Origin of the sequence: Weissella ceti, assembly GCF_018394055.1 — a bacterium.
GTDB lineage: Bacteria > Bacillota > Bacilli > Lactobacillales > Lactobacillaceae > Weissella > Weissella ceti.
Window position 1 is genome coordinate 1,139,251 of record NZ_CP074441.1, and the last position, 24,961, is coordinate 1,164,211.

Consider the following 24,961-nt stretch of genomic DNA (forward strand, 5'->3'; position numbering starts at 1 on the left):
CAGAGAAAACAGAAAAGACGTTGCTCAATCAAGCAACGTCTTTTTCATTGGTAATTAGTCAGTAGCGCGTTCAGCGTTAATGTTCTTCTTTCCAACCTTTTCTTCACCCAAGGCAACGAAGTCGTATGACAACTTTGCGTTACGTTCGAATTCGGCTAGTCCGTAAGCGATGATTTCATCAATCAATGCTGAGTAGCTAATTCCTGAAACTTCCCACATTTGAGGGTACAAAGAAATGTTTGTAAATCCAGGCAATGTGTTAGGTTCTCCCAAGTATGGCACACCATCTTGGTCAACCATGAAGTCCATACGAGTCAATCCTACAAGACCAAGTGCCTTGTAAGTTGCCAAAGCCATTTCAGTAATTTCTTCTGCCAAACCATCATCTAGAGTTGCTGGCAATTCGAAAGTCATTCCTGAGGCGTCAACGAACTTGTTGTTGTAGTCGTACCATACGTCTTCACCAGCATCTGGCAAAATGATTCCACCAATGCGTGATGCACGTGGGTTTTCATTTCCCAAGATTGAGATGAATACTTCGCGTGGTGACTTCAATCCAGCTTCTACAAGGACCTTGTAGTCGTATTGTAGGGCGTCAGCAAGTCCTGCTGCATATTCTTCTGCATTCTTAACACGGTGAATACCAACTGATGAACCTTGCTTAGCAGCCTTAACGAACAATGTGCTTGTTCCAAGCTTTTCAACAAGTTCTTCGTATGTGTAATCATCCTTAGTTTGGTCTGTCAACAAAACGTACTTTGTGTTACGGATTCCCGCTTGGTTCAAAACACGCTTAGTTAAGTCCTTATCAAAGGCCATTGCTGACGCAGCAGTTCCCGGTCCAATGAAAGGCTTTTGTAGTAGACGGAACAATGATTGCAATGTTCCGTCTTCTCCCAAGTTACCGTGCACAACTGGGTAGAACAAATCGATTTCGCCCATTTCTACCAAGTTTGCGATTGGTGCAAGTGGGTTAGACATGTCCATCTTTTCCATTGCTGCTGCAACGATTGGATCTTCATCTTCACCTTCAAAGACACGCAAAGAATCTTCGGGGTTCATAATAATTCCGGCCTTTGAAATCAAGAAAACAGTAACGTCGTACTTTTCCTTGTCCATTGCTTGGTAAATGTTCCAAGCAGAACGCTTTGACACGTCGTGTTCTGATGAGTTACCACCAAAAAGCAATGCAATATGCAACTTTTCTGTCATGTTCGCACACTCCTCTGTACTTTGTGAAATTTGAGTTCTTGGAAACCATAGTATACCACGAATTTATAACTAAGCGAGTATGTTCTTTGATTGATTTAAATATTCCCTAATTTCTTCAGGCAACTTTTCACGAATCAATAAACCTTGTAGGAAATGTTTTTGATTACTCAAACGAACCCAACTCAACTCATCTTGTGCTGAACGTTGTAACACCAGGCTTTTACGCCATTGTTTCAAGATATTCAACGCATAGTCTACGTAGATTTGATCTAGGTCTAGTAAGTTAATCCAGTATGTGACTAAACGCCAGTCTTCACCAGAAACTAGTGGGTATGGTTGGCGCTTTAACCCCTCGACCATTAATGCTAACAAGAAGATTTTATCGGCACGTTGCACTTGCTCAGTTAATGCCACAGCGTCCAAAAATTGACCAACTTGTAGGTACGTTTGCGCCAATCCTTTTCCATCAATCATGCCACGATTATCACGTTCTAAAACAAGATACACAGCAAAGCGTTCTAGAATTTGTGTTTGCAATAATGCCGGTAGGTTTTCTTTGTATTGGCGTGGTCCCCAAAATAGGATAACAGCTAACAAATTCACCGCAGCAGCCCGTGTAAACACAGCATCATTAGGTCCTTCATCAATATGCGCTAACAAATACTCATCGCGACTAATTAGATAGGCAACGCGCTTCACTTGTGTCCAAGTTAGGACACCACCTTGAATCAAATCCGTCAATAAGGTTACTGCACCCGCATCACGAATAAAGAATTCCTTCGCATGCAGTCCCTTTACCAACAAATCTACTTCTTCATCCGTTACCGCGCGATCTTTTTCCGTACGTAACACGATCATTAATTCTGTTAAATCGTGTTCATCATCTGGTCGCATGCCTGCGACACGTGATGATTCTGTCCGATCATTCTTTTCTTCAACACTATCCATCCAACGACCCAATACATCCCCTAGTGATGTATACAAGGCACCTGTTAGAACCCGTTGGCGTAATCGACTTACTTCTCTTCTTAATGCATTATAATCAGTCGTCATAATCGCCTCCTCGTTTTTATCTTAATATCTATTGTACACAAGCAAGAGGAATCAAAAAAGACCCACACCTAAGTGTGGGTCTTTTCGTAAGTACCTTCGGTTGTTGAAGGTCTTTTTTGCTTTAATGCTTTAAGTGGTAATAGTAAATTGATACTGCAACGTCTCGACTAGCCAGCGCATTGTGTAGGCGCATACTGTTTTGATTGTGCAACGCATTTTGCCAACTATGACGTGGTACGAAACTTGGAATCAAAATCGTTACAGAGTGATTGCGTTCCTTCGCACTCTTTGAAATTTCATCCACGAAACGTACCGCTGGTTCAGTAATTGAACGATATGATGAATGAATATCTACGTATCGAACATCTGGGAATTCTTTCTTGAACTTAATTCCTAAATCACGTTCCTTTTGCGGATTAGAGTCAAATGACACGTGCATGGCGATGACTTGATCACCAATTGATTTAGCGTAATCAACCGCTTCTACCGTGACCTTAGTTAGGTTAGACACCAACAAGACAACAGTACTTCCGGCATAGTGATGACGCTCAACTCGTTCCTTAGCCATAACACGTAATTCATCGGCTACATTCATATAGTGTAAATGAATACGCCAGAAGATACCTAGCAATACTGGCATAACAACTAGGTAAGGCCAAATCCCGTCAAAGCGTAATAAGAACAACGAGATAACTAGCACGGCTGAAATTAGGGCACCAATGAAATTGGCAACCATCTTCCAACGCCAGTGACCTTCACGTTCACGAATCCAATGACGAATCATTCCTGATTGTGACAAAGTAAATGGCACGAAAACTCCAATTGCGTACAATGGAATCAATTGTTCTGTTGAACCTTGGAAGATAATCACTAACGCAATCGCTCCAAGCGCCAAAGACACAATTCCATTTGAATAACTCAAACGGTCTCCCTTATCCAAGTAAATGTGTGGCATGTACTTATCTTTGGCCAAATTGTAAGCCAATTGCGGAAAGGCTGAGAATCCAGTATTTGCCGCAACAGCCAAAATCAATGCTGTCGCTAATTGGAATAAGTAGAACAAGACACCATGACCAAAAGTTACGACCCCAATTTGGGATAGAACAGTCACTTCTGCTTCTGGTACAATGCCGTACCAATAAGACAAAAAGGTAATTCCGGCAAAGAAGACTGCCAAAATGGTTGCCATAATCGTCAAAGTCGCCGCAGCATTTTTCGCCTTAGGTGTCTTAAAGTTTGGCACCGCATTTGAAATCGCTTCGACTCCGGTCAATGAAGATGATCCACTTGAGAACGCACGCATAAACAATACTAACGATGCACTTCCAAATGATGTTCCCACTGCCGCCGTTGCATTGTATGTGACTTGCCCAGTGATGATGTTATAAAACCCCATCCCGATCAACAACAAGACCATCGCAATGAAGAAGAATACTGGAATGGTCAAAAATCCAGCGGATTCTCGTACACCACGTAGGTTCAAGGCCATCAACAATAAGATCAGTCCAATCGCAATGAGCACTGAATAGGGACGTAAGCCTGGTAAAGCCGACGTAATGGCTTCTGTTCCAGATGCAACAGAAACGGCCACTGTTAACGTGTAATCAACTAGCAATGATCCTCCGGCTACTAGCCCTGCTTTTTGTCCCCAGTTCTTGGCCGTAACACGATATGCGCCTCCGCCACCTGGATATGCGTGGATAATTTGTCGATATGATAGTGTAATGGCTGCCAATAAAATCAAGACAAGCCCAGCAATTGGTAATTGCCACCATAACGCAACTGTTCCAGCCATCAACAAGGCTGTAATAATTTGTTCTGTCCCGTACGCCACAGATGACAATGCATCTGATGACAACAAAGCTAATGCTTTTCCGCGACTCAACTTTTGCGATCCTTCATCGAGCGTCTTCAATGGTTTCCCAATGACAAGACGCTTAAGATAACGCCACATTTTCTTACCCTATGTCTTTCTAAAATTATATAAAGCTTTAAGTTACTAACGGTCATTTTAGAACCATTAACAACGAAAGTCCATTATTTTACACTTTGTTTTTTAAAGTTCTTGAAAAATAAAAAACAAAACAGCCAGTTCAATCACTTGAACTGGCTGTTTATCTTACTTTTTTAAAATTACATCATTCCGCCCATACCGGCCATGGCTGCTGCTTGTGCAGCTGCATCACCGTTATCCGCCTTAGGTTGTTCTGCCACAACGGCTTCAGTTGTTAGCAACAATGCGGCAACTGAGGCAGCGTTTTGCAAAGCTGAACGCGTTACCTTAGTTGGATCCACGATTCCAGCTTGGATCATATCAACCCAAGTGTCATCAGCGGCATTGTATCCAATACCTGGTGTTTGTTCCTTCAACTTGTTAACGATAACTGATCCTTCAAGTCCTGCGTTTTCAGCAATTTGACGCACAGGTTCTTCAAGGGCACGCTTAACAATGTTGATACCAGTTTGTACATCACCAGTTTCTTCAAGCTTAGCAACTGATTCAATAGCGTTTACCAAAGCAGTTCCACCACCTGGTACGAACCCTTCTTCCACAGCAGCACGTGTCGCATTCAACGCATCTTCGATACGGTACTTACGTTCCTTCAATTCTGTTTCAGTCGCTGCACCAACGTTGATTACTGCAACTCCACCAGCCAACTTAGCTAGACGTTCTTGTAGCTTTTCACGATCAAAGTCTGATGTTGTTTCGCTAATTTGCTTCTTCAACATTTCAACACGTTCGGCGATAGCATCCTTAGATCCAGCACCTTCAACGATTGTTGTTGCATCCTTTGTCACGTTAACCTTCGCTGCTTGTCCCAATTGAGCCAAAGTTGCATCCTTCAAACCTAGTCCTAGGTCATCAGTAATCACAGTTCCACCAGTTAGGATAGCGATATCAGCCAACAATTCCTTACGACGGTCACCAAAGCCTGGTGCCTTAGCCGCAACAACGTTGAATGTTCCACGCATCTTGTTCAAGACCAAAGTTGGCAAAGCTTCACCTGCAATGTCATCAGCGATGATGAACAATGCACGTCCTTGTTCCACAACATTTTGCAACAATGGCAAGATGTCTTGGATGTTGTTGATCTTCTTGTCAGTAATCAAGATATATGGATTTTCAAGGGCAGCTTCCATCTTGTTTTCGTCAGTTACCATGTATTGTGACAAGTAACCACGGTCGAATTGCATTCCTTCAACAACATCTAGAGTTGTTTCAATTCCCTTTGATTCTTCAATTGTGATAACACCATCGTTACCAACCTTGTCCATTGCTTCCGCAATCAAGTCACCAACTTCAGCATTTGCGGCTGAGATTGAGGCAACTTGTGCCACTTCATCCTTAGATGAAACAGTCTTTGACATCGCGTGCAATGAGTCTACAGCGGCCGCAGTCGCTGTTTCAATTCCACGACGAATTCCAACGGGGTTCGCACCAGCAGTTACGTTCTTCATACCTTCGTTAACAATTGCTTGTGCCAACACAGTTGCAGTTGTTGTTCCGTCACCAGCGATGTCGTTTGTCTTTGAAGCCACTTCCGCAACCAACTTGGCTCCCATATCTTCAAAGTGGTCTTCTAGTTCAATTGCCTTCGCAATTGTCACACCATCGTTAGTAATTGTAGGTGCACCGTAGGCTTGTTCCAACACAACGTTACGTCCCTTAGGACCAATTGTTGTCTTAACTGTATTAGCCAACTTGTCTACACCAGCTTGCATCTTTGAACGTGCATCTTCAGAAAACTTAATATCTTTAGCCATTTCGTACTCCCTCTTTTTCTTTTAATTTATCGTTTTAATCGCTTAATTTAATGGTTGCTTACATCACACCGATGATGTCTTTAGCATGTAGGACCAATAGTTCTTCACCATCAACCGTAATCTTAGTTCCGGCATATTGGTCGTACAATACTTCATCACCCACTGAAATTCCTTGTGGGGCAACTAATTCACCCATCGTTTGTTCTGAAACAGCAACAACCGTTCCAACAATTGACTTTTCTTGTGCATTAGATGCTAGCAAGATTCCACCGACTGCTTGTTCTGTTTCTTGCATGACACGCAAGACAACACGATCTCCTAAAGGCTTTAACATAAATGATGTCCTCCACAAATTTTATTTTAGCACTCTGTATATCCAAGTGCCAATTTCAACATAACTATCATACCATAATTCAAAAAAATAAAAAAGCATCACACGCTAATCGTGTGATGCCATTTAAAAATTTAAATTAAAAATCTTCAAGCTCGATAGACACATCTGTCCATCGTTCTTCTAATTCTTTATTTTGCTCACCCAATTGAGCACTTTCCTCAGAAAGTTGCGTCAATTGATAAACATCTTGTGCCAATTCAGGCGCGTTCATTTCCACTTCAATTTCAGACAAACGTTCATCAATCGTAGCCATTTGCTTTTCAATATCCGCTAGTTCACGTTCCAACTTACGTTGGGCCTTTTGACGTTCCTTACGTTCTTGATTACTCAAAACTGCTTCAGAAGGTGTGTCTTCAACAGCTTGTTCTGTTTCTTCTTGTTTAGCTGCGACACGCTTCTCTAGGTAATAATCATAGTCACCATCAAAGAATGTTGTGCCATCCGCAGTTAATTCAATCACTTCAGATGCAACTGAGTTAATGAAGTATCGGTCGTGGGAAACAAAGAAAATTGTTCCATTGTATTCATTCAAGGCCGTTTCCAATACTTCACGAGAATCAATGTCCAAGTGATTTGTTGGTTCGTCCAGGATCAAACAGTTCGCTTTTTCAAGTGATAACTTAGTTAGCAATAGACGCGCACGTTCACCACCAGATAAAGCTGAAACTTTCTTATCAACTGCTTCACCACTAAACATGAATGAACCCAAAATTGTACGTACATCTTTTTCTGGCATGGTTGGATGTTCATCCCAAATCGTGTTGATAACCGTCTTCGTTTCATCAAGAACTTGTTGTTCTTGGTCATAGTAACCAACCGTTACACTTGAACCAATCTTCATCGTTCCACCTAGTAATGGTAAACGATCCAACAAAGTCTTAATCAACGTAGACTTTCCGACTCCATTTGGTCCAACCAGCGCCACGGCGTGTTGCTTATCAATTTCAAGATTTACATTTTCAGCCAAAATGTTATCCATTCCGTAACCAACTTTTCCATCAAACATACGAATGACTTCATTACCAGATTCTTCGGCTGCAGAGAAAGTAATACGTGCTACCCCAGATTCATTTTGCGGCGCTTCAATCTTTTCCATACGTTCCAATTGCTTACGACGTGACTTGGCACGATTAGATGTTGAAGAACGCACAATATTCTTTTGTACGAAATCTTCCAACTTCGCAATTTCTTCTTGTTGCTTATCGTAAGCTTGTTGTTCACCCAAAATCTTTTGGGCTTTCAATTCCATGAACTTACTGTAGTTTCCAACATAATGATCTAGCTTCCCAGAGTGCATATCGTAAATTTCATTTACAACACGGTCCAAGAAGTAACGGTCGTGGGAAACAACCAATAGTGCACCACTGTAGTTTTGGAGATATTGTTCCAACCAAGCTAATGTTTCCATATCCAAATGGTTAGTCGGTTCGTCTAAAATCAACAAATCAGGTGTTTCTAACAATTGTTTTGCAATCGCCAAACGCGTACGTTGTCCACCAGATAGTGAATCAATCTTACGGTCATAGAATGATTCATCAAAACCAAATCCATGCAAGACACTACGAATTGTTGCTTCGTAACCGTATCCGTTCTTTTCTTTAAAGTCATATTGCATTTGATCATAATCACTCAAAAGCCGTTGGTAAGCATCCCCTTCGTAATCAGTCACATTTGCCATCTCTGTTTCAACAGCACGCATCTTTGCTTCCAATTGCACAACATCTTCAAAGACTTCACGCATTTCATTGTAAACAGATAGTGTTGAATCTAGTCCTGAGTTCTGCGCCAGGTAAGCCATACGCAGTCCCTTTTTACGAGAAATCTCACCTTCATCAGGGGTAGTTTCTCCTGTAATCATCTTCAACAAAGTTGACTTACCCGCTCCATTACGACCGACTAACCCAACACGTCCTTTATCTTGAATTTGCATCGAAAGATGCTCAAAGAATGTCACACCGCTGAATCGGCGTGTTACATCACTTGCTTGTAAAATAATCATGTTTTTATCCTATTTATCTTTTCTTATCTTGTATCTGTACTTTTAATTGTTGTTGGCACGCATGATGGCATGACGTACTTCAGATACAAAATACAACGATCCAGTTACGATCGTCACGTCTGCATCCCCAACAGTCATGTCTAATGCTTCTTGCCAACTATTTTGCCATGCTAAGCGTTCATGTTCGAATGGTAGCTCAGACATCGCTTGGCGTGCACCAGGCGCTACAAAAGGTACAACAGTCACACGAATGTTATTTTCGGATAACAACTTCTCTAGCATTTGTTGAAAGTTCTTATCCGCCAAGGCACTAAAAATCACATTAATATGCTTATCAGCATAATTAACGCGTAGTGTTTCAACTAAGGCCTCAATCCCTGCTACATTATGTGCCCCATCCACAATGATTAATGGATTGGTTTGTACAGTTTCAAAGCGGGCTGGCCACGTAACGTGACTCAGCCCATCTTGTATGATTTTATTGGCAACATCTATCCCTAAGGTAGGCGCAACTGTTAAAACAGTTGTAATAGCTACCGCAGCGTTATTAATTTGATACTTACCTTGTAAACTCAATTGCACGATGACATCATGACCTAACCCTGTGTAGTGTAGCCCATCTACTTTTTGTGTCATGTTAAAATCTTGTCCATTAACCAATAAAGCACTATGACGTTCATTAACAGTCTCTGTCACGACTGCCATTGCTTCATCTGGTAATAGTCCCACAATCACAGGGCGTTCAGCTTGAATAATATCTGCCTTTTGTGTCGTAATTTCAGTTAAAGTATCACCTAATACATGCATATGGTCATAAGAAACTGAGGTAATAACTGATGCTAGCTTATCTGGAATAAATTGCGTACTATCCCACATTCCCCCTATGCCGACTTCCAAAATCACAATATCCATTGGACGTAGACGGAAATACATAAACATCAATGTGGTCACAACTTCAAACTCAGTTAGTTCGAAACCAGGATGTTGCGCATCTTGCGCTTCAACTAGTGGCGCTAACTCTTGCATCAAAGTTAGCAAGATATCATCAGGAATTTGTCCGGCGTTATCTTGGATGCGTTCATTAAATCTTTCAATAAACGGTGAGCTAAACAAACCAACTTGTAAACCAGAAGCACGTAAAATTCCTGCCATCATTTGACTCGTTGATCCTTTTCCATTTGTGCCCGTCACATGAATATATTTTTGTTCTTGTTCAGGATGATCAAGCGTCGCCAAAATAAGCGCCAAACGATCAAACGTTGGCGTTTTAGTCCATTTATGGCGCCCGTGAATAAAGGCGATGGCTTGGTCATAGGTCTCAATCATTAGCTCACTCATCTCATTTTTAATACATCAATCGTATCATGAATAGCCTTAAACCTAAATGCCTAATGTCTTGATTACAATTTGATATGAAGACAACAAAAAAGCGCAGACTATCAATGATAGTCTGCGCTTTATTTGTTATTAATTATCCGCGAGCAGCTTCAAGTTCTGTCAAACGAGCTTGTGTAGCAGCCAACTTAGTTTCCCAGTCAGCAAGCTTTTCACGTTCAGCCGCAACAACGGCTTCAGGCGCTGAACCAACGAACTTTTCGTTGTTCAACTTACCAGTACTACGCTTAACTTCACCCGCAAACTTCTTTGCTTCACCTTCAAGACGAGCAATTTCTTCTTCAATGTCAATCAATTCTGCAAGAGGCACGTAGATTTGTGCTCCTGAGATAACTTGTGACATGGCCAAAGCTGGCGCTTCAATTTGAGCACCAATTTCAAGTGTCTTAGGCTTTACAAAACGGTTGATGTAATCTGCATTTTCTTCGAAAATACGTTGTAGATTTTCATCTTCAGTTTGAATCAAGATGTCAATTTCAGTAGACATTGGTGCATTCGCTTCTGTACGGATAGTACGAACCGCAGTAATCAAGTCTACCAAGCTTTGGAAGTCAGCTTCCGCAACTTCATCAGCCAATTCAGCATGTACTTCTGGGTATGCAGCTGAAGTCAATGAGTCTTCAGTTGGCATAGGCATATCCAAGTAGATAGCTTCTGTAACGAATGGCATGATTGGGTGTAGCAAACGCAATGTTTGGTCAAGCACGTAAGCAAGAACTTGTTGTACAGTCTTCTTAGCTTCTGCGTCATCCCCATTCAAAGTTTGCTTAGTCATTTCGATGTACCAGTCAGCAAAGTCGTTCCAGATGAAGTTGTACAATGTACGTCCAGCTTCTCCGAATTCGAACTTTTCGAAATTCTTTGTGACGTTTTCGATTGTTGTGTTCAAACGTGACAAGATCCAACGATCAGCCAATGACAAAGCTGCACGGTCTTCTGGCAACTTCGCTTCAGTATCTGCATCCAAGTTCATGATAACGTAACGAGACGCATTCCAGATCTTGTTGATGAAGTTCCATGAAGCATCCATCTTAGTGTATGAGAAACGTACGTCTAGCCCTGGAGTTGATCCAGTTGCCAAGAACCAACGCAATGCATCGGCTCCGTACTTTTCAATCACGTCCATTGGGTCGATTCCGTTACCCAATGACTTAGACATCTTACGACCGTCTTCGTCACGGATCAAACCGTGAATCAACACATTGTTAAATGGACGACGTCCAGTGAATTCCTTTGATTGGAACATCATACGTGATACCCAGAAGAAGATGATGTCGTATCCAGTTACCAAAGTATTAGTTGGGAAGTAACGGTTAAAGTCATCCGCTTCTTCATCTGGCCAACCCATTGTTGAAAATGGCCATAGCGCTGATGAGAACCAAGTGTCCAAAACGTCGTTGTCTTGTTCCCAGTTTTCGATATCTTCAGGCGCATCCATACCAACGTACATTTCCCCAGTAGTCTTGTGGTACCAAGCTGGGATTTGGTGTCCCCACCATAGTTGACGTGAGATAACCCAATCGTGAATGTCTTCCATCCAGCGTGTGAATGTATCTTCGAAACGTGATGGATAGAAGTCAACGCGGTCTTCACCTTGTTGCATAGCCAAAGCTTGTTCAGCCAAAGGCTTCATCTTAACGAACCATTGTGTTGATAGACGAGATTCAACTGGCACACCAGTACGTTCTGAGTGACCAACTGAGTGTGTGATTGGTTCAATTTCTAGCATGTAGTCACCAGCTTGCAAATCAGCTGAGATGGCTTCACGCGCTTCGAAACGATCCATTCCTTCGTACTTACCAGCACGTTCGTTCATTGACGCATCATCGTTCATTGTGTTGATACGTTCTAGATCGTGACGGTTACCAACGGCAAAGTCGTTAGGGTCGTGGGCTGGTGTAATCTTCACCATTCCTGATCCAAATTCTGGGTCAACGTATTCGTCAGCGATAATTGGAATTTGACGACCAACCAATGGCACTGTTACCAATTGACCAACAAGAGCCTTATAACGTTCGTCACTTGGGTGAACGGCAATCGCAACGTCACCAAACATTGTTTCCGGACGTGTTGTCGCGATTTCAATGTAGTTCTTACCATCGTAAGATACCCCTTCTTCAACGAATGGGTACTTCACATGGTAGAAGGCACCTTCATCATCTTCGTGGATAACTTCGATATCTGACAAAGCCGTACGGGCCTTTGGATCCCAGTTGATGATGTATTCACCACGGTAGATCAAGTCCTTTTCGTACAATGTCACAAAGACCTTACGCACAGCATCTGACAAACCTTCGTCCAATGTGAAACGTTCACGTTCGTAATCCAAAGAAAGACCAAGCTTTCCCCATTGTTCGTGGATTGTTTCAGCGTATTCGTTCTTCCAATCCCAAACTTGTTCAACGAACTTTTCACGACCTAGATCGTAACGTGAAATCCCTTCACCAGCCAAACGTTGTTCAACCTTAGCTTGTGTTGCGATTCCAGCGTGGTCCATTCCAGGCAACCACAATGTGTCAAATCCTTGCATACGCTTTTGACGGATCAACATGTCTTGCAAAGTTGTGTCCCAGGCGTGTCCTAGGTGCAACTTTCCAGTAACGTTAGGTGGTGGAATAACGATTGAGTAAGGACGAGCCTTATCGTTACTACTTGGGGCAAAGCGGTTGTCAGCCAACCACTTTTCATAGCGACCCGCTTCAACGGACGTCGCGTCATATTTACCAGGCATTTCAATTTCACGCATTGGTATTCTCCTTTTGGGTTATCAATTATCAACAATATTTAAAGCAAATAAAAAGCCCCGATCATGTATAAAAATATACATAATCAGGGCGATTGGATTCGCGGTACCACCTGAAATTAGGAAAAATCCTATCTCATTAGAACTTAACGCGTTCACACGTCATCAACTACAAAATCAAGTTCATTGATGAGGCCCACTAGGTACTACGATGCTATCTTAATGATGTGCTTTCACTATCCACATTCGCTGAAACATTAATTTGATAACATCGCCTCTAGTGCATTGCTATTCCATCATTTTAAGTCTTTTAGCCCTAAAAATCAAGTTAGCCCATAATCATTTTCGCAGCACCGACCAATAGGTAGATACCGTAAGCCATCACGATAAATCCAGATACAATGTTGACCCAGACGAAAGCTTTCTTTGTTAGCTTTGTCTTGAACAAGTTCACAATCAACGTGATGAATGTGAACCATGTTGCAGTCGCAATCAATACCCCGATGATAAATGGCCAAACATCAGCTTCAGCCAACTTGGCACGTGTTGCTCCCAACATCAAGCTTCCATCAACCAATGCTTGTGGGTTTGCCCATGTCACAACAAAGGCTGAAATCAATGCGGCCTTAGGTGTCAAAGAAGTTCCCTTTTCACCCATTTCAACGCTATTCGCTGAACGGAAAATTGCCCAACCAATATATAGAACCAACAATCCCCCAACGATCATCACAATCAACTTCAACAATTCGTTTGAGTTGATCAATGCACCCATGCCAAAATAGGCTGCTAGTGAAAAGGTTGCGTCCGCAAACCATACAAATGCAACGTACAAAAATGCACGCTTCATTGTGTTATTCATCGCATTGTTAAAAACATACAAATTTTGCATCCCGATTGGTGCAATAAATGCAAAACCAATCGCCATACCACTTAATAGTGCCAACATAATTAAGTGCCCCCATCCTTTTATTTTTAATTAATAATGATATTTATTTTACACTACTTAGGTAACTAAACCTAACTTTATGTTTAAATTCCAGACATGAGACATTTAAACAATAAAAAACAGCTACTGACCTAAGTCAGTAGCTGCATAATAATTTATTAGTCTTCGGCACGAACAATCAATGTGTCGATCTTTGATGTACGGACAACGTAGTCAGCAACAGAACCAATCAACAAACGTTCGATTGTGTTCAACCCAGTGGCTCCCAACATGATCAAGTCAATGTTGTATTCCTTAGGTGCTTCTTCAGCAATGATTGCCTTAGGTGATCCGTATTCAATTGTGTATTCTACGTTTTCAACACCAGCAGCCTTAGCTTCAGCTAGGTAGCGATCCAATGTTTCCTTCGCAGTTTCCGCAACTTGATCAATCATTGTTGTTTGGAAATCAGTCACACTTTGGAATGAACGTGTATCGATAACGTGCAAGATGTGCAAATGCGCATCAGAACCGTTACGCAAAGCAACTTGAACTGACTTCTTGAAGGCAGCTTCAGATTCCTTTGATCCATCGACCGGTACCAAAATGTTGTTGTATGTTAATTCTGTCATAATAATTTCCCCCTACATCCTTTTGATACTCATAGTATAGCACAAAAACATGTAAGCGCTTAATTTATTTTTTCATTATTTTGAAAATAACTTTTGAACTAACACACCACCAAATACTGGCATCAAAATTGAGCCTAAAATCAAACCAACAACCGGCCAACCTGATTCAGGCCCAAAATCCAATAGCCACCAGGCAGTTAATAATCCTACCCCCGCAAACAAAGGTACAAATGTATTGCTAATGCGCGTTGATGTTTCAACGTCCAATGTTAAAATACTTGTCTTTTGTAGCCAAAGGTAGATTGAAACCACTAACATCAAGGCGATAAAAATGTAATATAGCACACTAATCATGAGACACTCCTTACTTCATCAATTGAACGAACAAATCAATGACGTTCACAATGGCAAACAATGAGGCAAAACAACCAAAGATAACGTACACAAAGGCACCAATCTTACGGTCACGAGCATTCTTCCCGTAGCCCAAGTAAAAGCTTCCTGCTGCTAATGCAACAAACAATACAACTAATAAACTAATCACCAATAGTGAACGTTCCATTCCTAAATCCTGCTCTCTTTATGTTTATGACTTCAATTGTTCTTTTTGTGTCTTTTTCAAACTTTGATAACGTTGTGCGTATGTCTGTTCGACCTGCGAATTACCATCTGGGGTAAAGTATTCACGTCCCATTAATTCAGTAGGTAGATATTGCTGTGCAACCCAGTCATTTGGGTAATTGTGTGGATATAGATATCCAACCCCATGACCCAAGTCAGCCGCCCCTTTATAGTGGCTATCCTTTAGATGATCGGGTACTTCATACGTCTTGCCAGAACTAACGTCAGCTAAAGCCGCATCAATCGCATTAATACCAGATGCTGACTTTGGCGCTAGCGCTAATTCAATTGCCGCATTCGCTAATGGAATCCTTGCTTCCGGGAAACCAACTTGCTCAGCTGTTTGAATTGCCGTAATCGCACGTTGTGCAACGACGGGTGCTGCTAGGCCAATGTCTTCATACGCAATGACACGCATACGACGGGCAATGCTTTGTAGATCACCCCCGGTAATCAAACGGGCTAAATAATGCAATGCCGCATCAGCGTCACTCCCACGAATAGATTTTTGTAACGCTGAGATAACGTCATAGTGACCATCCCCATCCTTATCAACGGATAGTGCTTTACGGCGAACAGTTTCTTCCACAACAGATAAATCAATATGCACAATGCCATCAGTATCCGGCTGGGTTGACTTAACAGCCAATTCCAAACCATTCAATGCAGCACGTAAGTCACCATTCGTTGTTTCAACTAGGTGTAACTTTGCTTTATCGGAAATTTCAACATTGAAATTTCCCAAACCGCGGTCTTTATCAGCCAAGGCACGATCTAAGGCCAATAGCATATCATCAACTGACAATGATTCAACCTCAAAAATCTGTGTTCGCGAACGAATGGCTGGATTAATTGATAGGTATGGGTTTTCAGTCGTGGCCCCAATCAAAATGATTTCACCACTTTCAAGCAATGGTAGTAAGAAATCTTGCTTCGTTTTATCTAGACGATGAATTTCATCTAGCAATAAGACAACACCCCCACTCATACGCGCTTCCTCAGCGACGATTTGTAGATCCTTCTTGCTATCAGTTGCCGCATTTAACATGCGAAAGGCATACTGAGTGGATCCAGCAATTGCACTGGCGATACTTGTTTTTCCAGTTCCTGGTGGTCCGTACAGAATCATTGATGACAACATTTTGGCATCAACCATACGACGTACAACCTTCCCTGGGCCGACCAATTCTTCTTGTCCAACAATTTCATCAATTGTACGAGGACGCATACGGTAAGCTAACGGTTTTTGCATAACGGCCTCCTTTCAATGACTGCATTTTTAAAAGAAACGTTGGTACCATTTCTTTTTCGGTGCTTCATTTGTTTCAATGACTTGTTCTTGTGGTTCGTTCTCTGCCAACATATCTTCTAAGTATACATCTTCTTTATGCACTGCGTGATCAGCTACCAACACAGCGACGATATCATTACGTGCAGATGCACTATCCGTCACCATTGAAAACTCTTCATGGTGTTTCTTTGCTAATTGAATATATGGCATTAATTCATCCGCTGCTAGATGACCATTTAGTTTCCAAACGGCATCTGGATATTTCGTTAGGATATCATCCCACAAGTCCATCACTTGTGCATCATCTAAACTCGCTTTCGTTTGAATCGCGTAGACACGTTCACGATAAGCACCCAAATATTTATTTTGTTCATCCGGGTTTAACTTTGGCGTCCCATATAACGCATTTTGTAAATGTGGATCCATTTCTGGCATGGCATTTCTCCTCTTAATTCATTAACTATTAGTTTAACATATTCACCTTAAGCTAGCTGAAGCACTACGCTACATCACTTTTAAACAAAAGAAAAAAGCCGGCGCTAATGCGCCAGCTTTCTATCCCAATATTAAAATATAAAGCCCCATAACAAATACACACAACATATAGATACTAAACAGTATATGCCAGAAGTTATATGCCTTAGGGTAGCGGCGTAACAGCCAATGTCCGGCAAAGTAAATCACGGTTGGTAAAATCATGATAATTGCGAACGACTGTAACCCTGCTAACCAAGTTGTTGATGCGACCGCAAGGGTCAACATCATAGCTTAGCCTCCAATTGCACATCTGGATACTTATCACCGAACCAGCGTTCAGCGAATTGGTTTTCAAACAAGAACACTGGGTTTTGTGAACGGTCACGGACCAACAAGTTACGTGATGAGGCCATACGAGGATCAAGTTGATCTGGGTTCACCCAACGCGCAATCTTGTTCCCCATTGGTTCCAAGACAACTTCAGTGTTGTATTCATTTTCCATACGGAATTGGAAGACTTCAAATTGCAACGCCCCGACGGCACCCAAGATGTAATCTCCTGAATCCCAAGCAGTGTACATTTGAATCGTTCCTTCTTGCACTAGTTGTTCCACTCCCTTGTGGAATGACTTTTGCTTCAAAACGTTCTTCGCATTAACACGCATGAATTGTTCTGGTGTAAATGTAGGCAATTCTTCAAATTCAACCTTCTTCTTACCAGCATGGATTGTATCTCCAATTTGGAAGTTTCCAGTATCATAAAGTCCAATGATATCACCTGGTACGGCTGTTTCAACGTTTTCACGCGTATCAGCCATAAATTCAGTCACGTTAGACAAACGCAACTTCTTACCAGTACGTGCCAATGTCACGTCCATACCACGTTCAAATTCACCAGATACGATACGTACGAAGGCGATACGGTCACGGTGATTTGGGTTCATGTTGGCTTGAATCTTAAAGATAAAGCCAGAGAATTGTTCATTATCTGGTTCCATCTTACCACCATCAGTAGTTGCCTTTGCTTCAGGAGCTGGCGCATATTGCATGTAAGTTTCAAGGAATGTTTCAACCCCGAAGTTAGTCAAGGCTGATCCGAAGAATACAGGTGTCAATTCACCCTTCAAAATTGCTTCTTCAGAGAATTCGTTACCCGCATCAACCAACATTTCAACTTCATCACGCGTTTCTTCCCATGCTGGTGTTTGTTGGATTGGGTTTGGTTCAACTAGTTCTGACCCTTCTTCGTTCAATGCAAGGAAACGTTCCCCTTCAGGACGGTAAACTTCAACACGGTTGTGGTACAAGTCAAACAACCCTGACAAAATCTTACCTGACCCAATTGGCCAGTTCATTGGGTATGCGTTGATTCCCAACGTGTTTTCCAATTCATCTAACAAGTCTAGTGGTGGACGACCATCACGGTCCAACTTGTTGAAGAATGTAAAGATTGGAATGTGACGTTCCTTAACGATTTCAAACAACTTCTTTGTTTGTGGTTCGATACCCTTAGCTGAGTCGACAACCATGATAACTGAGTCAACGGCCATCAATGTACGGTATGTATCTTCAGAGAAATCTTCGTGGCCCGGTGTGTCCAAGATGTTAATACGCTTACCTTGGAAATCAAATTGCAATACAGATGATGTAACAGAGATTCCACGCTTTTGTTCGATTTCCATCCAGTCAGACTTGGCAAAGTTTCCCTTACGTCCCTTAACTGTTCCTGCTTCACGGACAACTCCCCCAAGCAACAATAGTTGTTCTGTAATTGTTGTCTTACCCGCGTCGGGGTGGGAAATGATGGCAAATGTCCGGCGATTCTTTAATTGTTCTTGAAATGCTTCCATGATGAGTTCGCCCTTTTTTATGATTTTTAATTTAACTATTTCTTAATTTTCTTAACAATTTAGTATACCCAAAAAAACACCCTGGTTCAAGACCAAGGTGTTTCATTAGTATGATATTTTACCAACGCATTTCAGTTGCGACGTCGGATAATGAGCTTGCGCCATTACGTGACTTAACAGTTTGAATTAGTTGTTGGACTTCAGGATCAGGAACGTAATCAATATTCTTACCTTGTTCTGCCAAACGTGCGCGCGCTTGCGCAACAGTCATATTACCTTCTGCAATGTTTTGCTCACGCTTTGTGTTACCTTCTTGCTTAGGCGCCTCTGTTTCAGGCTTATTAGCTTCTGGCTTTTCACTTGTGGCTTTTTCTTCTTCAGGCTTAGCTTCCAAAGTTTCATCATCCTTCTTCAACTCTGAACGTGAACCATCTTTGTCAGCTTGCTTCTTGTCAGCATCTAATTGCTTCTGCAAATCAGCCTTCATCTTATTCATTTCATCCATAATTACAGGAACAGTCACTTCTTGCTTCATTGACTTATCCAAGATATCAATGGCACCTTGTTGGTCATTACCCGCCACTGTTTCAGCGTTCATGATGGCTGTTAATTGTTCATTAGCAGCTGTTGTCATGTCTGTCTTCTTAATCTTTGCCGCGTCCTTGTATGCGTTTTGTGCATCAGTCCACTTGTGTTCCTTAACTTGTTTTTCAGCCTTAGTAATGGCTTCATCATATTGCTTGTTTGTGTTGTTATTCATGACTGCGTAAACGCCACCAGCACCTAACAATAGCACCAAAAGTGCTCCAACAATGGTTAGTATCTTCTTCATCTTGCAGTCCTCCTTGTTATTACGTTTAGTATATCAAAAGGATGAATGCGTTATCATCTTTTCATCTTTAAATAAAAAAACGACCCTGAGGTCGTTTCTTACAACTTTATCGATTATTTCGTCGCTTAATTTCTAAGTAACGACGGTACCACAAATCAACATATGCTTGTGAAAATGGGCCACGCTCTTGCTCAATCCAATCAACCAATATTTTGACATGTTCTTTCAAAATATAATCTATGTCTGCCGAATATTGCCAACGCGCTTTATGAATCTCATATTCATCTGCATCTAATAAACGACGTTCACCATCTGGAAACACTTTGACATCCAGGTCGTAATCTATATATTTAAGTGCTTCTTTATCTAAAACAAATGGTGAGGCCAAGTTGCAGTAATATGACACGCCATTTTCACGCAACATCGCCACAATGTTAAACCAGTATTTTCGATGAAAATATACGATGGCTGGTTCACGAGTCACCCAACGGCGCCCGTCATCTTCAATCACCAACGTATGATCATTTAATCCAATAATCGCATTTTCACTGGTCTTTAACACCATTGTGTCACGCCAGGTACGATGGAGGCTCCCATCATGCTTGTAGCTCTTAATCGTAATAAAGTCGCCTTCCCGTGGTAGTCGACTATCTTTCATTATTAGAGCCCGCTAAGCCTTTCTCCTATTTAAAATCTTCCCTTTTATTGTACCTGAAAGCCAGCATAATGTATATTCTTTGCCTGCCTATTCCTCGTCTTTTTCGCGCTCAAACGCTCGTAACCAGCGATCAATGGCATCTAATTGATACCCTTTACGATACAAGGCTTGTTTTACCCGTTTCGTGAATTCCCAACCAGTATATTGACGATAACGGTTAACCACTTTTTGGGCATCTCGATCTAGTTTCTCAGCTTCTTCATCAGCGTCCACACCATGTGTTTCAAAGTAGTCTGCTAATGCATGTTTAATGAGGCGTTGATCAAACCCATCTTGTAGTAATTTCTGAGTTGTCTTTTGCTTGGCAATATAAATTGACTGATTACTATGTTTCTCGAGCAAGCGTTCCACTTGTGTTACGAGATGTTCTGATTGCGTTTCATCATCATATGCATCCACAGCATCCAGAATAGTATTCTGATCAATCCCCCATTGCTTTAACTTGTAGATGACACCTTTTGGTCCCAACTTCCCAGAGCGCATTATACCCGCCACATAGCCTTCTGCGAACGCTGTATCATCTAATACCTGTGCATTAGTCAGACGCTCTAAAACACGTTCTATAACATGTGGTGGGAATTCAGCTTGTCGCAGTTTTTCGGCCACCTGTTGACTAGAACGTAATTGGCCAGTCGCATAAATTAACCCTTTTTGATAAGCTTTTTGTTCAAATTCAGCGGCTTCTACTTCAGCCAACTGCTCATCATCTAAGGTCGTACCCTTAAATAAATCAAATTGAATCAAAATTTTTTCGTCGACCGCAAAGCCATAATCATCATCTAAATAAATGTTATAGCGGCCAGGTCGTTTTTGTTGCGTTACGCGTGTAATTGTTCGCATCTTGTCGTCCTCTATCTTTTACTATAACAAAAAAACGCCACTTTCGTGACGTTTTCGTTTCTTACAAGTATGAAGATGTACCAGGGTTCAATTCAACAATCTTTCCTGTACGCTTGTAAATAATCCATTCAGCAATATCTGTAACGTAGTCTTCAGTACGCTTCAAGTATCCACCCACAACAATGTAGTCAGTTGCTGCAGCAACGAATTCAGGATCTTCCTTCATTGCTTCAATTGACTTGTTACGGATTTCAGCCATTTCTGCACTAACGTGGCTTGCTTCAGTTGCCATTGATTCGGCACCAGCAATATCATCGTTAACGTAGTAGTCCAAGACCTTCTTAACCATACCAGCAACTTCCTTACCAACTTCACCAATCAAGGCTTCAATTTCAGGAATACGCTTTGTACCCTTCATGTGAATTGTTGAAATGGCGATGTTACGGGCGTTGTCACCAATACGTTCAAGAACTGAAACAGCCTTCAAGATTGTGACGATTTCACGCAAGTCAGTTGTAACCGGTTGGTACAAAGCAATCATTTCGAATGTCTTCTTTTCGATTGCAATTTCACGTTGGTTAACTGCCTTATCGTGGTCGATAATTTCTTGGGCATTTTCACGATCGTGATCAAGGAATGCTTGAACAGAGTGTTCCAAAGTTTCTGAGACAAGAAGTCCCATTTCCTTAAATGATGTATCTAAATCAGCTAATTCTTCATCAAACATGCGACGCATATTGAATCCCTCCCAAATTTCCCCTTATTTCTAAGGTGCCGTATTTTAAATTTTATCCAAAACGTCCAGAAATGTAATCTTGTGTTTCTTGACGTGCTGGGTTCATAAACATCTTCTTTGTTGTATCTGCTTCAATCAAATCACCATTCATGAAGAATGCTGTACGATCTGAGATACGTGACGCTTGTGACATTGAGTGTGTCACAATAATCATTGTGTAGTCATCACGAAGTGACAACAATGTGTTTTCCACCTTGTGTGATGACACTGGGTCCAACGCAGCTGTTGGTTCATCCAACAACAAGATGTCAGGTTCAGTGGCTAGCGCACGGGCAATTGACACACGTTGTTGTTGTCCACCAGACAATGATAGGGCTGACTTGTGCAAGTCGTCCTTAACTTCGTCCCAGATAGCGGCTTGACGCAAAGACATTTCAACCTTTTCGTCCAAGATCGCCTTATCTGTTTGACCAGAAATACGCATTCCAAATGAAACGTTATCGTAAATTGAGAATGGGAATGGGTTTGGTTGTTGGAAAACCATTCCTACCTTCTTACGCAATTCAACGACGTCCATTGTTGGGGCATAGATATCTTGCCCTTCCAAAGTAAATGTTCCATTAACAGTCACGTAGTCAGTCAAGTCGTGCATACGGTTGATTGTACGCAAGTAAGTTGACTTACCAGACCCTGAAGGTCCGATCAAAGCAGTAATTCCGTAACGATCGTAATCAAGGTTAATCCCGTGTAGGGCTTCCTTTTCACCATAGTACAGACGAACATTTTCTGTTTTTAAAATTTTATCGCTCATGCTAGTCCCCTTATCCAAAGTTTCCGTTGACGTAGTCAATTGTCAATTGCACCTTAGGGCGTGTGAAGATCTTACGTGTTTCGTCGTATTCAACAACCTTTCCCAAGTGGAAGAAAGCTGTGTAGTCAGAAATACGTGCTGCTTGTTGCATGTTGTGTGTCACGATAACAATCGTGTACTTGTCCTTCAATTCAAGCAACGTATCTTCAATCTTAGCTGATGAGATTGGGTCCAACGCTGATGCAGGTTCATCCAACAATAGGATGTCTGGCTTCATGGCAATTGCACGGGCAATAACCAAACGTTGAGCTTGTCCACCAGACAAAGCCAAAGCTGACTTATCCAAGTCATCCTTAACTTCATCCCACAAAGCGGCTTGCTTCAATGATGATTCAACAATTTCATCCAAGTATTCCTTATCGCGAATACCGTGTTGCTTCAAAGCAAAGGTAATGTTTTCGCGAATTGACTTAGCGAATGGGTTTGGACGTTGGAATACCATTCCAATGTGACGACGCATTTCGTAGACGTCAACATCCTTAGAGTTGATGTCCAAGCCACGGTACATGATTTCACCTTCAACGTTCGCTACACCATCATTCATACGGTTCAATGAACGCAAGAAAGTTGACTTTCCTGATCCTGAACCACCAATTAGTGATGTAATCTTAAAACGTTCGAATTGTAAATCAGCATCTTGCAATGCAAGCTTTGTGCCGTAGAAAACCTTCAACCCATTAGTTGTTAGGGCGACTTCTTGGTTTTCTCCCATGCGGTAAATGTTGCTTGTTGGTTGATCCGCATCAAGATTTAAGTAATCTAAGTTATTTTCACTCATGTCAAAATCCTCTTTTACTTGGTTGCTGTTAGACGCTTGAATAGGTAATTACTTAGGTAACGTGCTAAGAAATTAAAGATCAAGACAGCAATGATAAGAACTGCAGAAGCACCGGCTGAAACGGCAGCCGCATCTGGCATAATTCCTTCAGAATTAATCTTCCAGATGTGTACTGACAATGTTTCAGCAGGACGCATGATGTTCAATGGACTTGAGATATTGAATGGGTTCCAATCTCCAAAGTTCAAAGCAGGAGCTGATTGTCCGGCTGTGTAAATCAATGCAGCGGCTTCACCGAATACACGTCCGGCTGACAAAACAAGTCCTGTCACGATTGATGGCAAAGCAGCAGGCAAGATAATGTGCCCAACTGTTTCCCAACGTGACAATCCAAGGGCTGCCCCAGCTTCACGTTGAATGTCAGGTACTGTACGCAATGAATCTTCAACTGAACGTGTCAACAATGGCAAGTTGAAGAATGTCAAAGCAATCGCCCCTGACAAGATTGAGAAACCAAGCTTGAATTGAACAACGAATACCAAGAAACCAAACAAACCAACAACAACTGATGGCAATGATGACAAGATTTCGATTGATGTACGAATCAAACCTGTCATGCGGCTCTTAGGGTTAGCATATTCATTCAAGTAAATTCCAGCTCCCAAGGCAATTGGGAATGAAATCATCATGGTAATAATTAGTAGGTAGAATGAGTTAAACAATTGGATTCCAATTCCACCACCGGCTGAGAAACCAGTTGATGGTGATGTCAAAAACTTCCATGACAAATGTGGTAATCCTTGAATTAAGATATATCCTAGCAAGGCAGCTAGAATCACAATTACGAAACCAGAAATTCCATAAAGGACACCTGTTGCAATCTTATCTGCACGTTTAGCGTTCATCATGATTACATCGCTCCCTTCTTGGCAATGGCACGAATAACTGAGTTAAAGAATAGTGACATCAACAATAGGATCAATGCCAAACTCCACAAAGCGTTGTTTTCTAGTGATCCCATAACTGTGTTACCGATACCTTGTGTCAAAACTGATGTCAAAGTAGCAGCTGGTGATGTTAGGTTGTGTGGCATCAAAGCCGCGTTACCAACCACCATTTGTACGGCCAAAGCTTCACCGAAGGCACGCGCCATTCCAAAGACCATGGCTGTCAAGATACCTGGTGTTGCACCGCGCAAGATAACCTTGTAAATCATTTGCCAACGAGTTGCACCAAGCGCCAAGGCTGATTCACGGTAGTGACGTGGCACAGCCTTTAATGTATCAACAGTCATTGATGTGATGGTTGGCAAAATCATAACAAACAGAACCATTGCCCCAGACAAGATTCCAAATCCAGATCCACCGAAAGTGTTACGCATGAATGGTACCAAAACTGATAGTCCAATAAATCCATAAACAACAGATGGAATACCAACTAGCAATTCAGTAACAGGTCCCAAAATCTTGGCACCCTTCTTTGGTGAGATTTCTGTCATGAACAAAGCAGTCCCAATTGCAAATGGTGTTGCAATCAAAGCAGCCAGTAGTGTTACCAAGAATGATCCAACGATCATTGGTGCAGCACCAACAAATGGTACGCCATTAGCGTCCTTTTGTCCTGGGGCCCACTTAGTTCCAGTTAGGAAATCCCAAATGTTAATGTTGTTAGAAAAGAAAGTTGCTAATCCCTTAGAAGCAACGAAGTAAAAGATTGACACAACAACGGCCACAATCAACAACAATGCTGACAATGATACGATGCGTCCAAACTTATCACGACGACTAGCTTTAGATTCCTTTAACAAGGACTCACGAATTTCGTCCATC

24 protein-coding genes are annotated in these 24,961 nt (G+C 41.8%); all 24 read right to left on the reverse strand.

Features of this window, described 5'->3' with window-relative positions; genetic code table 11:
- Positions 1–54: 54 nt before the first annotated feature.
- The 24 genes from KHQ31_RS05955 to pstC all read right to left on the reverse strand — a co-directional run bounded on the left by KHQ31_RS05955 (position 55) and on the right by pstC (position 24,960).
- The gene (locus KHQ31_RS05955; RefSeq protein WP_213408684.1) at positions 55–1,212 is read right to left on the reverse strand and encodes a D-alanine--D-alanine ligase family protein; all 1,158 of its coding nucleotides are present in this window, start codon (positions 1,210–1,212) and stop codon (positions 55–57) included.
- Positions 1,213–1,281: 69 nt separating this feature from the next.
- A complete protein-coding gene (locus KHQ31_RS05960; RefSeq protein WP_213408685.1) occupies positions 1,282–2,265 on the reverse strand; it encodes a DUF2785 domain-containing protein in 984 nt (327 codons plus the stop codon).
- Positions 2,266–2,386: 121 nt separating this feature from the next.
- On the reverse strand, positions 2,387–4,219 hold the full coding sequence (locus tag KHQ31_RS05965) for an APC family permease (protein WP_213408686.1): 1,833 nt from the start codon (positions 4,217–4,219) through the stop codon (positions 2,387–2,389).
- 179 nt (positions 4,220–4,398) lie between these two features.
- Positions 4,399–6,030 (reverse strand): chaperonin GroEL, encoded by a 1,632-nt coding sequence (gene groL / locus KHQ31_RS05970; RefSeq protein WP_213408687.1) that lies wholly within the window; start codon positions 6,028–6,030, stop codon positions 4,399–4,401.
- 58 nt (positions 6,031–6,088) lie between these two features.
- The gene (locus KHQ31_RS05975) at positions 6,089–6,364 is read right to left on the reverse strand and encodes a co-chaperone GroES (RefSeq protein ID WP_213408688.1); all 276 of its coding nucleotides are present in this window, start codon (positions 6,362–6,364) and stop codon (positions 6,089–6,091) included.
- Positions 6,365–6,500: 136 nt separating this feature from the next.
- Positions 6,501–8,423: an ABC-F family ATP-binding cassette domain-containing protein gene (locus tag KHQ31_RS05980; protein WP_213408689.1), complete on the reverse strand. Its 1,923-nt coding sequence runs from the start codon at positions 8,421–8,423 to the stop codon at positions 6,501–6,503.
- Positions 8,424–8,465: 42 nt separating this feature from the next.
- A complete protein-coding gene (locus KHQ31_RS05985; protein WP_213408690.1) occupies positions 8,466–9,749 on the reverse strand; it encodes a bifunctional folylpolyglutamate synthase/dihydrofolate synthase in 1,284 nt (427 codons plus the stop codon).
- 145 nt (positions 9,750–9,894) lie between these two features.
- Positions 9,895–12,564: a valine--tRNA ligase gene (locus tag KHQ31_RS05990; protein WP_213408691.1), complete on the reverse strand. Its 2,670-nt coding sequence runs from the start codon at positions 12,562–12,564 to the stop codon at positions 9,895–9,897.
- Between the two features lie 325 nt (positions 12,565–12,889).
- Entirely contained in the window at positions 12,890–13,507 is a 618-nt protein-coding gene (locus KHQ31_RS05995) for a LysE/ArgO family amino acid transporter (protein WP_213408692.1), read from the reverse strand.
- Between the two features lie 158 nt (positions 13,508–13,665).
- Complete coding sequence (locus KHQ31_RS06000; protein ID WP_213408693.1) at positions 13,666–14,118, reverse strand: universal stress protein; 453 nt, start codon at positions 14,116–14,118, stop codon at positions 13,666–13,668.
- A 75-nt stretch (positions 14,119–14,193) separates the two neighbouring features.
- Positions 14,194–14,472, reverse strand: a complete 279-nt coding sequence (locus tag KHQ31_RS06005; protein WP_213408694.1) for a hypothetical protein — start codon at positions 14,470–14,472, stop codon at positions 14,194–14,196.
- Positions 14,473–14,482: 10 nt separating this feature from the next.
- A complete protein-coding gene (locus KHQ31_RS06010; RefSeq protein ID WP_213408695.1) occupies positions 14,483–14,680 on the reverse strand; it encodes a hypothetical protein in 198 nt (65 codons plus the stop codon).
- A 24-nt stretch (positions 14,681–14,704) separates the two neighbouring features.
- The gene (locus KHQ31_RS06015; protein WP_213408696.1) at positions 14,705–15,991 is read right to left on the reverse strand and encodes a replication-associated recombination protein A; all 1,287 of its coding nucleotides are present in this window, start codon (positions 15,989–15,991) and stop codon (positions 14,705–14,707) included.
- A gap of 27 nt (positions 15,992–16,018) precedes the next feature.
- Positions 16,019–16,465 (reverse strand): YueI family protein, encoded by a 447-nt coding sequence (locus tag KHQ31_RS06020; protein ID WP_213408697.1) that lies wholly within the window; start codon positions 16,463–16,465, stop codon positions 16,019–16,021.
- A gap of 120 nt (positions 16,466–16,585) precedes the next feature.
- A complete protein-coding gene (locus KHQ31_RS06025; protein ID WP_213408698.1) occupies positions 16,586–16,795 on the reverse strand; it encodes a hypothetical protein in 210 nt (69 codons plus the stop codon).
- Complete coding sequence (locus KHQ31_RS06030) at positions 16,792–18,357, reverse strand: peptide chain release factor 3 (RefSeq protein WP_213408699.1); 1,566 nt, start codon at positions 18,355–18,357, stop codon at positions 16,792–16,794. The genes KHQ31_RS06025 and KHQ31_RS06030 overlap by 4 nt, the downstream gene beginning before the upstream one ends.
- 118 nt (positions 18,358–18,475) lie before the next feature.
- Positions 18,476–19,189 carry a hypothetical protein gene (locus KHQ31_RS06035; protein ID WP_213408700.1) on the reverse strand — a complete coding sequence of 238 codons (714 nt, stop codon included), beginning with the start codon at positions 19,187–19,189 and terminating at the stop codon, positions 18,476–18,478.
- Between the two features lie 106 nt (positions 19,190–19,295).
- Positions 19,296–19,847: a nucleoside tri-diphosphate phosphatase gene (gene ntdP / locus KHQ31_RS06040; protein WP_213408701.1), complete on the reverse strand. Its 552-nt coding sequence runs from the start codon at positions 19,845–19,847 to the stop codon at positions 19,296–19,298.
- Between the two features lie 87 nt (positions 19,848–19,934).
- A complete protein-coding gene (locus KHQ31_RS06045) occupies positions 19,935–20,747 on the reverse strand; it encodes a RecX family transcriptional regulator (RefSeq protein WP_213408702.1) in 813 nt (270 codons plus the stop codon).
- Between the two features lie 61 nt (positions 20,748–20,808).
- Positions 20,809–21,483 carry a phosphate signaling complex protein PhoU gene (phoU, locus tag KHQ31_RS06050; protein ID WP_213408703.1) on the reverse strand — a complete coding sequence of 225 codons (675 nt, stop codon included), beginning with the start codon at positions 21,481–21,483 and terminating at the stop codon, positions 20,809–20,811.
- A 52-nt stretch (positions 21,484–21,535) separates the two neighbouring features.
- Positions 21,536–22,294 carry a phosphate ABC transporter ATP-binding protein PstB gene (gene pstB, locus KHQ31_RS06055; RefSeq protein WP_213408704.1) on the reverse strand — a complete coding sequence of 253 codons (759 nt, stop codon included), beginning with the start codon at positions 22,292–22,294 and terminating at the stop codon, positions 21,536–21,538.
- Positions 22,295–22,304: 10 nt separating this feature from the next.
- Complete coding sequence (gene pstB / locus KHQ31_RS06060) at positions 22,305–23,132, reverse strand: phosphate ABC transporter ATP-binding protein PstB (protein ID WP_213408705.1); 828 nt, start codon at positions 23,130–23,132, stop codon at positions 22,305–22,307.
- Positions 23,133–23,146: 14 nt separating this feature from the next.
- Entirely contained in the window at positions 23,147–24,037 is an 891-nt protein-coding gene (gene pstA / locus KHQ31_RS06065; RefSeq protein ID WP_213409723.1) for a phosphate ABC transporter permease PstA, read from the reverse strand.
- A 5-nt stretch (positions 24,038–24,042) separates the two neighbouring features.
- Positions 24,043–24,960 (reverse strand): phosphate ABC transporter permease subunit PstC, encoded by a 918-nt coding sequence (gene pstC, locus KHQ31_RS06070; protein ID WP_213409724.1) that lies wholly within the window; start codon positions 24,958–24,960, stop codon positions 24,043–24,045.
- Position 24,961 lies beyond the last annotated feature (1 nt).